Source organism: Orbus hercynius (genome assembly GCF_003634275.1).
In the GTDB taxonomy this organism is placed as follows: Bacteria; Pseudomonadota; Gammaproteobacteria; order Enterobacterales; family Orbaceae; genus Orbus; species Orbus hercynius.
Genome location: NZ_RBWY01000001.1, coordinates 1,133,910 through 1,148,435 on the forward strand (window position 1 = coordinate 1,133,910; position 14,526 = coordinate 1,148,435).

Consider the following 14,526-nt stretch of genomic DNA (forward strand, 5'->3'; position numbering starts at 1 on the left):
CGCAGGTCGATATTCGGCCTGCTTTAATTTTATGAGTCAATGACCAATCACATAAGCATAGCTATTTTACATTATAGCGAAAACTCAATTTATCATGCTTTAGCCCAATGGTTATTTTGCCACCTTGCTGTAATTTACCAAATAATAACTCTTGCGCTAGTGGTTTTTTAAGCTGCTGTTGAATAACGCGCGACATCGGCCTAGCCCCCATCGCTCGATCATAGCCCTTATGCGCCAACCAGCTTTTTGCTTCATTTGAAATCACTAATTCAACGTGTTTATTGATCAGCTGAGCGGCTAATACACCAATAAATTTATCCACAATTTGTAACATGATCGATTTGCTTAAATGCTCAAACCAAATAATATTATCTAAACGATTACGAAACTCAGGACTAAATACCCGATTGATTTCAAACATCGCATCATGGCTTTTATCTTGTTGTGAAAATCCAATCGATGATTTCACCGTTTCTTGAACACCGGCATTGGTTGTCATCACCACAATGATATTTCTGAAATCGGCTTTACGCCCATTACTATCGGTTAATGAACCATTATCCATAATTTGTAATAACAAGTTATAAATATCCGGATGGGCTTTTTCGATTTCATCAAGCAATAACACCGCATGTGGGTGTTTAATCACTTGCTCGGTCAACAGCCCGCCTTGTTCGTATCCGACATAGCCAGGCGGCGAACCAATTAATCGGCTAATCGTATGGGACTCTTTATATTCAGACATATCAAACCGCAATAACTCAACGCCCAGTTTGCGGGCTAATTGTAGTGTCACTTCGGTCTTACCAACGCCCGTTGGCCCAGCAAACAAAAAAGCACCAATAGGTTTGTTATCAAGCCCTAATCCCGAACGATTAAGCGTGATCACATCGCACAGCGCACCAATGGCTTTATCTTGACCAAATACAACCGAGTTTAATTCAGCAGCAAGATTTTGTAGCTTCGTTTTATCCGATGTTGACACTGTCCTATCAGGAATACGCGCAATTTTAGCGATAATTTTTTCAATATCACGCGCGCTGATTGTTTTTTTACGTTGCTTAGCTGGTAATAAGGTATTTTTCGCGCCGGCTTCATCAACCAAGTCAATGGCTTTATCCGGTAAAAAACGATTAGGTAAATATTTAACTGAAAGCGTCACCGCGCTTTTCAGCGCATCAGCAGTGTAAGTCACGTTATGATACTGCTCATAATATTTTTTTAAGCCCTGTAATATTTTAATCGTATCTTTGATTGAGGGTTCGATGACATCAATTTTCTGAAAACGGCGTGCTAAAGCATGATCTTTTTCAAAAATCCGGCTGTATTCTTGGTAGGTTGTCGATCCCATTACGCGGACTTTGCCTGATGATAGTAATGGTTTAAATAAGTTAGCGGTATCTAATTTACTTTCCCCTGTCGATCCCGCGCCAACAATCATATGAATTTCATCAATGAATAAAATACTATTCGGCTGTTTTTCTAACGCTTTCACTAATTCATTAAACCGTTTTTCAAAATCACCGCGATAGGTTGAACCCGCGATAAGCGCTGCGATATCAAAGGCATAAATGGTGGCATCCGCCAATACATCGGGTACTTTGTGTTGTTCAATAAGCCATGCAAGTCCCTCGGCAATGGCGGTTTTACCAACGCCAGCTTCCCCAACTAACAGCGGATTATTTTTGCGTCGACGACAAAGTACCTGCATCACGCGCTCAATATCATGTTCACGGCCAATAAGCGGATCAATTCGCCCTTCTTTAGCTAGCTGATTAAGATTAGTGGTATAGCGTGCAAGGGGATTTTGCTCATCGTTAACGTCATCATGGTGATTCTCATCGTTTGGTGTCGACGTAGACATTTGATGTGATAAGTAATGCGTTAATGTCAACCAATCAACGCCCATACTTTGCAATAAATAGCTCGCATAAGACTCTTGCTCAGTTAAAATCGAGACTAAAACATCACTGCTCATCACCTCTGTTTTTTCTGCTGATTGCACTTGAATAATCGCGCGCTCAACCACGCGATGAAATGCCACCGTAGGTTCGGTTAGCAATTCATCTTGTACATCAGGTAAATAGCTGGCATTTTGTTCAATAAAAAAGATAAGATCGCTGATTAACTGCTCAAGATCAACATTAAGCATCGTTAAAATTTTAATAATCGTTTGATCTTTTAATAATGCAAGTAATAGCTGCTCGACGGTAAAATATTCGTATCCTAATGACTGTGCCTCGTTAAATCCTTCGCTGATTACTAACTGTAATTGTTTATTCATCATGATGATACTTTCTCCATCGTACATTTTAAGGGAAATTGATGCTCCTTAGCGTATTGTGTCACCTGAAAAACTTTGGTCTCTGCAATTTCAGCGCAATAAATACCACAAACGCCTTTACCTTGTTGGTGCACAGCAAACATAATTTGTGTCGCTTGATTTTCATCATGACCAAAAAAACGCATTAATACATCAATTACAAAATCCATTGTGGTATAATCATCATTATGTAAAATCACCCGATACTGGGCTGGTGGTGTAATGTGTTTCACCTTCAATTTTTCAAAAACAGATTGTTGACTCATATTTAACACTCTACTAATCTTACTTTATCAGTTATGATACTCATTTTTATGAGTTATTTATACTCAAATTAAATAATTGTTAGACCTAACATATGAATAATATTCGCAATATCACTGCACCTAAAAATAAACTGGTCCTGTTTAAATGGCTCTACTCTGGCCAGTTAAAATTAAATCCACTGTGGCAAAAATGGAGCTATCGTTGCAAATTCGTGTTACGCTCGCTATTGATCAATCCAAGAACTTTCACTTGGCTACAACATTTAGCGAATTACCGATTGTTAGGTGACTACTTAGCAAGGCAGACCAATTTACCCTGTAAATTACAGCGCCCCTATTTATCATCATGCATGAGTAATAAAATGTGCTTACAAGCGCTGGTCTATCATTATGATTTTTTAGCTGCGCATAATGATAAAATGACGCACGCATTTTATGGCGAGCAGCCGTATCGCTTAGCCGAATTTACCGCTAAAAATGACGAAACAATTAGTCTGTTTATTCATGCTGAGGATAAATATGCACGTGAAGGTGAGCTTAGTATTTCCATGTACGATCAAAATCAGGTGGATCTTGCGACGCTGACTTTTTCAATTATTGAATATCAAGGTAAATCAACGCTGTTTATCGCCGGATTACAAGGTTCAAATTTTAAAGACGCCAGATCGGCAATTCAGCAAGCAACCAAAGCCTGCTATGGTTTATTCCCTAAACGATTAGTTGTGGAAAGTACACTCATTTTAGCAAATGTCCTCAAGCTTGAACAAATTGTTGCGGTGAGTAATCAAACCCATATTTATAATAATTGGCGATATAAAAAACGTTTTCAACGGCTTCACTCCGATTATAATGAGTTTTGGCAAACACTTGATGGGCAAGAAGATAACAACAAACTTTTTGTAATTCCAAATACCATTAACCGTAAACCACTTGAAGAAATCGCGAGTAAAAAACGGTCGGAGTATCGTAACCGCTATGCACTATTAGATAACCTGGTCGATAATATTCACCAGCAGTTATCACCATTACAATAATATCTATCGTTCAAAGGTGAGTTTATGTTATTTGGCATCTTAATCGCATTAGTGCCATTATTTGTTGGTTATTGCGTGAAACTGACGAATAAGAGTTGGTTAAGCTTTATCAACCTATCGCTCAGTATTATCATCTATATGATTCTTTTTTTAATGGGGGTTGAACTTGCCCAGATTAATGATTTAGCCAGCCATTTATCAACCCTCATTTTTTCAACATTATTATTGTTTGCCTGTACATTTGGCCTTAATGTGCTTTTTTTGTTTATGCTTGATATTATCCTACCTTGGCGTAACAGCAATAACAATAGTGAGCCACTCGCCTCTCGGCTCAAAATGATATTAGAATCATTAAAAATCTGTTTTGCCTTAATCCTTGGTTTTGTTGTTGGCCTGATTCCTCTAACCGTTTGGCAATATAATGGTCTGGCAACCAAAGTGATTTTGGTCATTTTATTAATTTTAGTTGGCATACAGCTGCGCAGCAATAATATTACGATAAAACAAATTATTCTCAATAAAATAGGTATCACAACCACATTAGTTGTTACTTTAAGTGCTTTACTTGGCGGTGTGATTGCCTCGTTTATTTTAGCGCTACCGATTAATGTTGGTATGGCAATGTCATCTGGATTTGGTTGGTACTCTTTATCGGGTGTATTAATGACTGAAGCACAAGGACCGGTTATTGGCAGTATTACCTTTCTCAATGATATTATGCGTGAACTTTGTGCGATTATTTTAATTCCAAGCCTGATTAATCGCTTTAAACTCACTTCACTGGGGATTTGTGGTGCAACGTCAATGGATTTTACGCTGCCAATGCTACAAAAAGGGGGCGGTTTTATGATGGTTCCACCCGCCATCGTACAAGGCTTTTTATTGACTATCATTATGCCCGTGCTAATGACATTTCTTAACTACTATTTTTAAATACGATGACCATGATGAATAAAAAAACAGCCACACAATGCCCTTGTTGCTCAGCAAAATTATATCAAGATTGCTGTGAGCCTTATCACCTATGGCAAAAAAATGCGCCAACAGCTGAAATATTGATGCGCTCGCGTTACAGTGCTTATGCACTGCAAAAAGCCGATTATTTGATTAAAACCTGGCACCCAAAAACATTACCAAAGCAACTGGCCGATGAAATTAGTGAGGCTAAATGGATTGAGCTGGTTATTCATAAAAGTTGGGATAGTGACACGCCAAATGAAGCATTTGTTCAATTCACTGCCCGTTACCGGAACAGCCGTGGTAAAGCGGAAAAAATGCACGAAATCAGCCGCTTTATTAAACATGAATCACATTGGTTTTATGTCGATGGGCAATTTATTTAACTGATTTGGTTAGCACAAATAACATTAAGATGGCCTTGGTCATCTTGATGAATATAGTTTACACCATCATGCCATGCACCTAATACCATCCGTTGACCGATAGTACCCGCGAGTTTAACATCATGGGTTGCAAGCTTGTGTATGTGACCATGAATCATTACGTTGGCCTGCTGCTTAGCCATCAGTAACTCAACCGCTTGTTGATTAACATCCATAATATATTCTGCTTTCTGCTGATTATGTTGATAGCTTTTATTACGCAGTTTATCAGCAATCTTATTACGCAAATAACGTGGTAGTAATAAAAACAGTCGTTGTAATCCTTTGTTGTGCATTTTACGTCGAAACCGCTGATAAGATTTGTCATCCGTACACAACAAGTCACCGTGTAAAATAACCATCTTATCTTGATGATCATCTAAAACACTCACTTCAGGTAGCAGCTGCATGTGACACAATTGACAAAAATGATGATTTAATAAAAAATCACGATTACCGTGAATAAAAAAGCTTTTAATATTACGTCGTGTCAATGCGCTTAAGTGCCGTGCAATCATCAGATGTAATGGTGTTGCAATATCATCACCAATCCAATAATCAAAAAGATCACCCAAAATATACAGCTCACAATTAGCGGGTAAAGAGGCTAGAAAATGTAAAAAGCCTGCAGTTATCTCAGGCTCGTTTTCATTTAAATGTATATCAGCAATAAAAAAACGCTGCATCAACTACTCAACAGTCACGCTTTTAATTATGATATCCTCAACTGGCACATCTGAATGCATACCATTGCGACCTGTTTTCACTGATTTTATTTGCTCTACAACATCAAATCCTTCGATAACTTTAGCAAAAACACAATAACCAAAACCATTAACATCTGCAGAACGGAAATTTAAATAATCATTATCAACCACATTAATAAAAAATTGTGCAGATGCAGAATGAGGATCAGCCGTTCTTGCCATTGCTAGCGTACCTTTCTCATTTTTCAAGCCATTATCTGCTTCATTTTTAATAGGCGCTTTGGTTTTCTTTTGCTTCATACCCTGTTCGAAACCACCACCCTGAATCATAAAGTTATTGATGACACGATGGAAAATCGTATTGTCATAAAACCCTTCTTTGCAATATTCAATAAAGTTTTTAACGGTTTCTGGTGCCTTATCATCAAAGGTTTCAATTTTAATATCGCCTTTGTTGGTATGAAAAATAATCATAATATGTTCCTTCAAATGTTTGTATTTCAATTTTAATGTTATTATAAAAACGGCTTACTGCCACCACTCACACTACTTAGTTAATATCTCACATGCTTTTAAGGTATTTTGCATTAATGTTGCAACAGTCATTGGTCCAACACCACCGGGGACAGGAGTAATAAAACTAGCATGCTGCGCGGCGACGTCAAACTCGACATCGCCAACTAATTTACCCTCTGGTAAACGATTAATACCGACATCAATAACGATTGCGCCCTCTTTAATCCACTCGCCTTTAACGAAATTAGGGATTCCCACACCTGCAACAATAATATCTGCGCGCTTAACGTGCTCTGCAAGATCATGCGTTCGGCTATGGGTAATTGTTGTCGTACAACCGAGTAACAAGAGTTCTAATGCCATAGGCCGCCCAACAATGCTTGATGCACCAACCACGGTTGCATTCAAACCTGATAAATTCACACCAGTCGATTTCAACATCGTTACAATGCCATAAGGCGTGCAAGGTCGTAAAATCGGCTCTCGTTGTAGCAAACGGCCTATGTTAAAGGGGTGAAAACCATCGACATCTTTTTTGGGATCAATGCGTTCTAAAACTTGTGTTTTATCAATATAATCAGGCAATGGTAATTGCACTAAAATACCATCTACATCCTTGCGCACATTGAGTTCATCGATTAAATCTAATAGTGCGTGAGTCGTAGAAGAAGGATAATCATAAGCAAAAGAGGTAAACCCAACTTCATCACACGCTTTTTGCTTATTGTTAACATAAATTTTAGATGCAGGATCATCGCCAACCTGAATTACAGCAAGTCCCGGCACGCGCAATCCAGCGGCTTTTCGTGCCGCGACTTTATCGATAATATCAGTTCTTATTTTTTGAGCTAATGCTTTGCCATCAATAATTGTTGCTGTCATTATTTGTTCCCTTGCCCGATGTTATCAGTTTGCTATTGTCTCAGATGTTACAAATGATGTCTATGTCCACATGACTTACATTGCTGTTTTTTATATAGTCTTAACAAAATTTTCAATATGCACTCGTCTACGATTGACGAAATATGCAATCGCTGTTTCAGTTATCGCAACAAAGATTAACAGGCCCCAAATAACAATAATCGGCATCAAAATAATCATCATTATTTGATTAACATAAAAAACAATAATTTTTAATATTACATCACTGATAAATAATTGCGATAATTTAACAGTGAAAACTTCATCTACCAATTTTCGATCTAATCCACTCATGTTTGAAATCTTATCTTTCAAATTTGATTTGATATAATTAAATGCAGCTGGCGACGCTATAGCATCTAGCATCAACTGGTTAATAGCTAGCCCATCTTGAGGTGTAAATTGTAGTTTGGATACCATTATTGTCTGAATATCATACACTATATCATCAAGTGATTTAGTGAAGTTTTGATTGGAATCATCGACTAACTCAACAGTAATATCAAAATTACTATCAACGATCGATTGTATCGATGCTTGATATAAAGGGAGTTTTTCAACCATTTGATCTCTAGCGCTAATTACTGCGCCATAAATGCTACCAAAAAAAAGACAGGTAAGGGGAATAAGCAAAAAATAACTACACGCTAAACACCTAAGAAATTTATAACGACGCTTAACTAACACCAACTTTTTTAATATGATTAATAAAAGCAATGAGATAAAACAACATAAAAGACCCGTTTTTATTCCATCCCAAATTAACAATATCACATTAAAATAGTGAGAAAAATACATAAAATACTCACTCATACCTTACCTTATTATTTTTAATTATTATGTGTTAATAAACGCAATCTCACTTTGGGATTTTTTTTCCACACACTGATAAAAACAGCTATTTAAACGATCTCATTAAATGATTATATTGATTATCAATATCTGTCATTAAAGCGCAGATAGACTCATCAAATTGTTGTAAAGAAACTTTCTGTGTTTTCCATTCTTCTTTGGCAATTTTTTTGATTCCCGAGTAATTCTTAAACACATCAAAGTGTAAAATACTGTTGCCTAATATTTTATAAAATACCTTCTTACTAATCGCTTCACCGTCTGTTTTTAAATTATTGAAAGGTTGATAATAAAAATAAGTCACGCCATCTTTTGTGATAATCGCTTGATGCAATAAAGCAAGGAGCTGGTTATATAAACTCCTTAAATTACTGAGCAGTTCGCTTTTATTGCCTAATTTATCTCGAATTGCTTGTGCAAAAACGGCATTAACTTGGTTAAGCTCAGCAACTGATCTTAGCTCATAATCCGCCATGTTTGTGCGTAAAAAAGCTTGGAATTGCTTGGCATCTTGTTGTACTGCCGGCGTAAGGGGTAAAGTTATATTATTACGTGTCACAGCACCAGATGGTGTAATCAAAACGTCGTTTTGTTGATTAACAATTTCAACAAAGCCTTGTTCAATAACAATATCATAAGATGGTTTAACCAAACACTCTTTGGTTTTTGCCAACACGGTATTGGCAGATAAACATCCCCAAATAATTAATCCACAGAATAACAATTTTTTTAACATCAAAATTAACCTTATTTATGAAGAAGCAATTTTAATCATTAACATCACTCTAGTACCTTGTCTGTCAGAGCGGTTCTCAATCACAATTTTACCATGGTGAATCACAATAACCTCTTTGACAAAAGAGAGGCCTAAACCACTGCTTTTCCCCTTATTCAAGCGCGGTAATGAATAAAATCGCTCATAAATTCGGTTAATCGCATACTCGGGAATACCTGTTCCAGTATCTTTAATTTCGATCATATAGTACTCGTCAGCAACCATTGTGCTAATTTCAATCGTGCCTTCTCGCGGGGTAAAATCTAACGCATTACTCAAAATATTACTGAGCGCCTGAGTTAACAAAAACTTATCGCCCATTATATTGGTGTCATCGATTTGATACGTTTTCAATTCAATTTCTAATGACTGAGCTTCAATGATCTTATTCTCAACCACTTGCTCAATCAGCTCACGCATATTGACTAATTGAAAATGTAAGCCGACGCGACTTTCCAATCGTACAAGCTGTAGCATACGCTCAATGAGAATGGTCATTCGCTCTGTCTGCTGATCGATATTAGTTAAAAAACGCGCTTGAGTTTCATTAATTTTCTCAATCTTAGTTGGGTTTTGCCGTAATTTATCATTGGAATCTTGCAATATCTCGGTTGCTGCTCGTATTGAAGATAATGGACTTTTTAGCTCGTGTGCTAAAGTATGAACATATTTTTCAATATAATCTTTACCATCGAGTTTCAAGCGCATATTTTCCAATGCATTAGCCAATAATTTTAATTCAGGCGATGCCAGTTTAGGTAATGTGGTATCTTCACGATTTGAAACCTGCTTGGCATAATTAAGCAGCACATTTATCGCACGATTAATCCACCATATAATAAAAATACCAATTAATAACGCCACGCTAATAAGAATCGCACCGCCAAATAAAATTCGCTGTTCACCTTTATCAATAATCAACGACATAGTTTGATTAGGCTTTGATACACTTAATACCCCTGCTAACTCACCATTAATATAAATCGGTGATGCCACATACATAACTGAGCTTGTTGGATCATCTGGATTATCTTTTGTGGTTCGCGCCCCATATTTACCTCGTAAAGTAAGATAAACATCATTCCAACGGGAATAATCTTTTCCTTCATCAAGATTCGCTGAGTCAAAAATCACAATTCCACGTTTATCGGTAATATATACACGATATGCCATTTGTGTTTTAATTATGCCATCTATATTTGCTTGAATTGGTGTTTTATCAATATTTTTAAACGCCTGCCCAAACGGACTATTCTTTATATTTTCTAATGTTTTTAACTCTTGTGAAACGATAGTTGCCAACAGTGCAGAAGTATCAATTAACATACCTTCTGTCACACGTCTAACGGTTGGCTTAACTTCCTTCAAAAAAATAGTAAACACTAAATAACATGCCAAAATTGCAACTAATATATAACCAAATAACAGTTGTAAACCAATACGCATATATCTTTGCCCTATAAAATAGTTAAAGAATATCCTAATCCTCTGTGTGTTAATATTAGCAGATGATAAGGTGCATTCATCGCCATTAGTTTTTGTCTTATTATTTTAATATGTTTATCAATCGAACTTTTCGTTAACGCTAAATTATCTTGCCAAACGAGTTCCATCAATAATACTTTCGAGAAAACACAGTTAGGTGAGTGAATAAATATTGCCAATAACCAATATTCATAACGCGTTGAACTTAATCCCTTGTTATCATAACGAATAAATACGAATTCTTCATCTAATATACACTGCCCTATATGTAAATTTATCGTCACTTTTATTGTGTCACATTTCTGCTAAGCACGATGTTCGCCATGATGACGATCAAAAATATCGTTGGAAACTATTCTTTAAAAAAGTTCATTTTTTATCAATTCAAATCCAACAATATTGTACTATTTAGCATCTAGACTCATAATTTGGTAATCTTTCTAGGTTACCTGTGCTTATAACAGCAATTCCTTACACAAATTAGTACACGTTATAATTAGTAATTTCATGTACATAAATCAGTATATCTGCTATTTCTACCCTATTCTCAATGACCCAAACACGATCACTATTGTCAGTTTGAGTATTGTATAACAAAGTCAGTTAAAAATGTAGCTGCTTGAATCTACTAACAATATTACGTGACTAATGTCACATATTATGACTTTGAAACTATTATAATCAAATTAAGTTATCAAGTATTAGCTTTAAACGCTACCGGCAGTATATACACGCCTTGAACTTTTTCGACCTAAGGATTCGAGATTAGTTTGTAATGGTGGAAATGGTAATATTAACTGATGCTTGCGATATTGCTCAATAATAAGTTGTTGAATTTCACTACGAATTGGCATACGGTAAGACATTTCAGCAGCGAAGATACGTAGCTCATACAGCTGAATCCCTTCTTGAATATCAACTAAAAAAGCCTGTGGCTCAGGATCTTCAAGAACATATTCACACTCTTTTGCAACTTGTTTCAAAATGGCAATGATTAAATTACTATCAGCATCGATTGTTGCAGGAATCGTCAAGACTATTCGAGTTATTGCATCCGATAATGACCAGTTAACAAGCTGCTCGGTAACAAATGCTTTATTTGGCATAACGATTTCTTTACGATCCCAGTCAACAATTGTTGTGGCGCGAGTATTAATTTTACTTATTGTGCCGGTTAAATCTCGGATCGTAACAGTATCACCTATACGCACGGGTTTTTCAAATAACATGATCAGACCGGATATAAAATTAGCAAAAATCTCTTGTAAACCAAAACCTAGTCCCACCCCTAATGCTGCAATAAGCCATTGAATTTTAGCCCAGTCAATACCGATAAATGAAAAAGCACTCATACAACCAATCATTAAAATAACATATTTAGTAATAGTTGAAATGGCATAGCCTGTGCCAGGCTTCAAATCTAAATGCTGTAAGATGCCGAGTTCTAATAATGCAGGTAAGTTTTTTACCAGCTGCACAGTAATTGTAATAACCAATATTGCAATAAAAACTGAACTTAATGTAATATATTGTTCGATTTCAACCCCATTGATGACAGACTTAGAACCCCATAACTTAATGTTATCCATAAAGGCAAAAGCCGAGTGTAACTCCGACCATAATAAAATCATACTAATTAAAGCGACCATCACGATAATTGAACGGACTAGATGCAAGGATTGTGCACTGATCGTATCAAGATCAATCACTGGCTCATCAATACTATCAGCCGGATTATTCGATTGCACAGTTTGGTTAGTATCTTCAACTTTGTTACGCTGCGCTAAGCGTTCAAGACGTCGCTGCTTAGCACGTTCAAATTCGATTCGGCGCTTTTGTATCCACATCCAACGGCGAATCATAAAGTAAATAACAAGCAGCAATAGCCAAATCACCACCGATGCTTCAAGCCTGGCAAGTAGTGCTTGTGCCGTTGATAAATAACCAAGACAAGCTGCAATGATGGCAACCCAAGGCGCGCTAAGTAGCATGATCCATAAAATACGACTAAATAGGTTATCGCCAGAGCCCTTTTTATCAATATACAGTGGCACACCAGCGCGATGAATAGCGTTAGTCATAAAGACCAATGCTAAACACAGTAAAATAAACCCTAACCGACCGATAGTTGCCGCAAATTGGCGATTATTATATTGATCAAATCCCATCACAATCATAACGAGAGGTATCACAACCCAGACCGATAATTGATAATATTTCATGGCGGAACGAACACGAAACTCTGGCCATCCAAAATGCGTAATAAATAGTCCATTAGGCGACGCAAACTGAGCACTTATCATAAATGCCCAAAGAATAGGTGCAGCAGCATTAAGGCCATATCCTAAGGCAACAGCGACGGGATAATCCCAATCAGCCTGAAGTGAGTAGCCAATAATTCCCCATAAAATAGGGATTGGTAATGCCATTAGCAACGAGTAAAGTACAACGCGTAAAGTCAGAGAAAAACTATCTTGTGTCACTTTACCAACGCGAGAAGCGGTTAGCTCTAAGTACTGGTGATAGCGAGCTTTACTTTTAAAATACACGACAACTAATGCTAAAGAAAACACCAACAGTAATAAGGTCAGCGGCGTTTGAATTAGCTCAAGGCCAGCATGGTATAACTGTGATAATGTATCGACAGAAAAAACCACAAACACCACATCTTTTGCAAGTTGCACCGGCGATGAGGTATTAATCGGATTAACATCGGCAACCCAGAAAAAATATCGGTGAGCGGCATCGTTAACTTCATCAATGACATTAATCAACTGTTTATTGGCAATTTTTAATTTCGTTAATTCTAGAATAACTGTATCGCAACCTGAAATTAACGTTTTTAGCAATTCACCTTGCTCACGCAGTAAACGACGATACTGTATCAGCTCGGGATTACTAAGTGATAAGTTGGCTAGATCAGGATAATCGTTAATATCATCAAGTTGGGTGTTATAACTCAGTTGCTGTACTTTAGTTTCAGCAATGCTGGCGTCAAGTGGTTGAGACTTTGGTTTTTCAGGTAGGCGTAATAATTGTTGGCGTAATGTTTCCCCTAGTGCGGTTGAAAAACTAAGCCACTCGCCTTGTTCGTCGAGTGTTGCCAACGTATTTTGTACATGAGAGATTTGCGAGGAAATGGTATTTTGTTCATCATTAATCAATGACACTTGTGCCTTTTGACTAGCGATATTGTCTCTCAGATCATTATTTTGTTTAGTGAGTTGCGTGATAACCACTGTCAGATCATTGTTATTTTCAATTACTGGTGCTTGATCCGCATAAGCGTTAATTGAACTAAAACAAATTAAACTCAGTACAATCGAACAGATAATATGACGCAACTGCATAAATACTAAATCCTTTCTGCCATTTTTTGACCGACGCGAGCAACGTATCCTTCTTTTAAATCGGCAATGAACTCAATACGATTGGGTGCAAACAATGTGATAACCGTTGAGCCGAGTTTAAAGCAGCCCATATCTTCGCCTTTTTCTACTTGCACTTCATTGTCTTGATAAGTCCAGCGCTTCATCACCCCTTCGCGTGGCGGGGTAACTACGCCAGCCCATTTTGTTTCAATACTACCAACAATCGTTGCACCGACTAAAATCTGTACCACCGGTCCAAACTCAGTATCAAATAAACAAATAACCCGTTCATTACGCGCAAAAATATTGGGAATATTTTCGGTTGTTGCTTTATTTACCGAGAAAAGAGAACCCGGTACGTAAATCATCTCTTTTAATGTTCCCTTACAAGGTGTATGAAAACGGTGATAATTACTTGGTGCTAAATAAGTGGTTACATAAGCGCCATTTTTAAATGTTTCAATCATTTCGCTATGGCACGCAACTAGCGATTCAAGGGTATAAATATGCCCTTTCGCTTGCAATAACACATTTTCTTGGATTGTGCCAAATTGACTAATCACACCATCAGCCGGCATCACAATGCTATCTTCTGCTTGATCAATTGGCCGTACGTCATCAGCTAGCTCTCTAGCAAAAAAATCATTAAATGTTTTATACGCATCAGCTTTATCATATTTAGCTTCATCCATATTAATTTTATAAAGTTTAATAAAACCGTTAATCATCCCTGTTGTCATAAATCCAAGTTGCTTACTCGCTAACCATCCAAATAGGCTGGTTAACAACTGCTTGGGTAAAAGATATTGAATCATTGCTTTTATATGGTTTAACATTTGGGTTTAGCTCTCTTTTGCTATTAATTGATTGATTGTACTATATTCGATTACCTAA

At 36.9% G+C, this 14,526-nt stretch carries 14 protein-coding genes; 3 read left to right on the forward strand and 11 right to left on the reverse strand.

Annotation, left to right across the window (positions count from 1 at the left end; all coding sequences use genetic code 11):
- Window positions 1–61 precede the first annotated feature (61 nt).
- Both clpA and clpS read right to left on the reverse strand, forming a co-directional pair.
- Window positions 62–2,287: an ATP-dependent Clp protease ATP-binding subunit ClpA gene (clpA, locus tag DES39_RS05180; protein WP_121144667.1), complete on the reverse strand. Its 2,226-nt coding sequence runs from the start codon at window positions 2,285–2,287 to the stop codon at window positions 62–64.
- A complete protein-coding gene (gene clpS, locus DES39_RS05185; RefSeq protein WP_121144668.1) occupies window positions 2,284–2,589 on the reverse strand; it encodes an ATP-dependent Clp protease adapter ClpS in 306 nt (101 codons plus the stop codon). Before clpS ends, clpA begins: the two co-directional genes overlap by 4 nt.
- Window positions 2,590–2,681: 92 nt before the next feature.
- Between clpS and DES39_RS05190 the strand changes: the two genes are divergently transcribed.
- Genes DES39_RS05190 through DES39_RS05200 form a run of 3 tightly spaced genes read left to right on the forward strand, consistent with a single transcriptional unit; the run spans window position 2,682 to window position 4,966 of the window.
- Entirely contained in the window at window positions 2,682–3,623 is a 942-nt protein-coding gene (locus tag DES39_RS05190) for a VirK/YbjX family protein (protein WP_121144669.1), read from the forward strand.
- A 24-nt stretch (window positions 3,624–3,647) separates the two neighbouring features.
- Window positions 3,648–4,556 carry a LysO family transporter gene (locus DES39_RS05195; protein WP_121144670.1) on the forward strand — a complete coding sequence of 303 codons (909 nt, stop codon included), beginning with the start codon at window positions 3,648–3,650 and terminating at the stop codon, window positions 4,554–4,556.
- 14 nt (window positions 4,557–4,570) lie between these two features.
- Window positions 4,571–4,966 carry a YchJ family protein gene (locus DES39_RS05200; RefSeq protein WP_121144801.1) on the forward strand — a complete coding sequence of 132 codons (396 nt, stop codon included), beginning with the start codon at window positions 4,571–4,573 and terminating at the stop codon, window positions 4,964–4,966.
- Here the strand turns inward: DES39_RS05200 and DES39_RS05205 are convergent.
- From DES39_RS05205 to asd, 9 genes are all read right to left on the reverse strand, one after another.
- Window positions 4,963–5,691: a UDP-2,3-diacylglucosamine diphosphatase gene (locus DES39_RS05205; protein WP_121144671.1), complete on the reverse strand. Its 729-nt coding sequence runs from the start codon at window positions 5,689–5,691 to the stop codon at window positions 4,963–4,965. The genes DES39_RS05200 and DES39_RS05205 overlap by 4 nt on opposite strands.
- A 3-nt stretch (window positions 5,692–5,694) precedes the next feature.
- Window positions 5,695–6,186 (reverse strand): peptidylprolyl isomerase B, encoded by a 492-nt coding sequence (ppiB, locus tag DES39_RS05210; protein WP_121144672.1) that lies wholly within the window; start codon window positions 6,184–6,186, stop codon window positions 5,695–5,697.
- 72 nt (window positions 6,187–6,258) lie between these two features.
- A complete protein-coding gene (gene folD / locus DES39_RS05215; protein WP_121144673.1) occupies window positions 6,259–7,110 on the reverse strand; it encodes a bifunctional methylenetetrahydrofolate dehydrogenase/methenyltetrahydrofolate cyclohydrolase FolD in 852 nt (283 codons plus the stop codon).
- A 90-nt stretch (window positions 7,111–7,200) separates the two neighbouring features.
- Window positions 7,201–7,917, reverse strand: a complete 717-nt coding sequence (locus tag DES39_RS05220; protein WP_147405422.1) for a hypothetical protein — start codon at window positions 7,915–7,917, stop codon at window positions 7,201–7,203.
- Between the two features lie 130 nt (window positions 7,918–8,047).
- A complete protein-coding gene (locus tag DES39_RS05225; RefSeq protein ID WP_121144675.1) occupies window positions 8,048–8,737 on the reverse strand; it encodes a YggN family protein in 690 nt (229 codons plus the stop codon).
- Between the two features lie 15 nt (window positions 8,738–8,752).
- Window positions 8,753–10,222, reverse strand: coding sequence for a two-component system sensor histidine kinase CreC (creC, locus tag DES39_RS05230; protein WP_121144676.1), 1,470 nt, complete (start codon window positions 10,220–10,222; stop codon window positions 8,753–8,755).
- A gap of 11 nt (window positions 10,223–10,233) precedes the next feature.
- Window positions 10,234–10,545 (reverse strand): winged helix-turn-helix domain-containing protein, encoded by a 312-nt coding sequence (locus DES39_RS05235; RefSeq protein WP_170143344.1) that lies wholly within the window; start codon window positions 10,543–10,545, stop codon window positions 10,234–10,236.
- Window positions 10,546–10,968: 423 nt separating this feature from the next.
- Window positions 10,969–13,611, reverse strand: coding sequence for a miniconductance mechanosensitive channel MscM (gene mscM, locus DES39_RS05240; protein WP_121144678.1), 2,643 nt, complete (start codon window positions 13,609–13,611; stop codon window positions 10,969–10,971).
- Window positions 13,612–13,616: 5 nt separating this feature from the next.
- On the reverse strand, window positions 13,617–14,468 hold the full coding sequence (asd, locus tag DES39_RS05245) for an archaetidylserine decarboxylase (RefSeq protein WP_121144679.1): 852 nt from the start codon (window positions 14,466–14,468) through the stop codon (window positions 13,617–13,619).
- Window positions 14,469–14,526 lie beyond the last annotated feature (58 nt).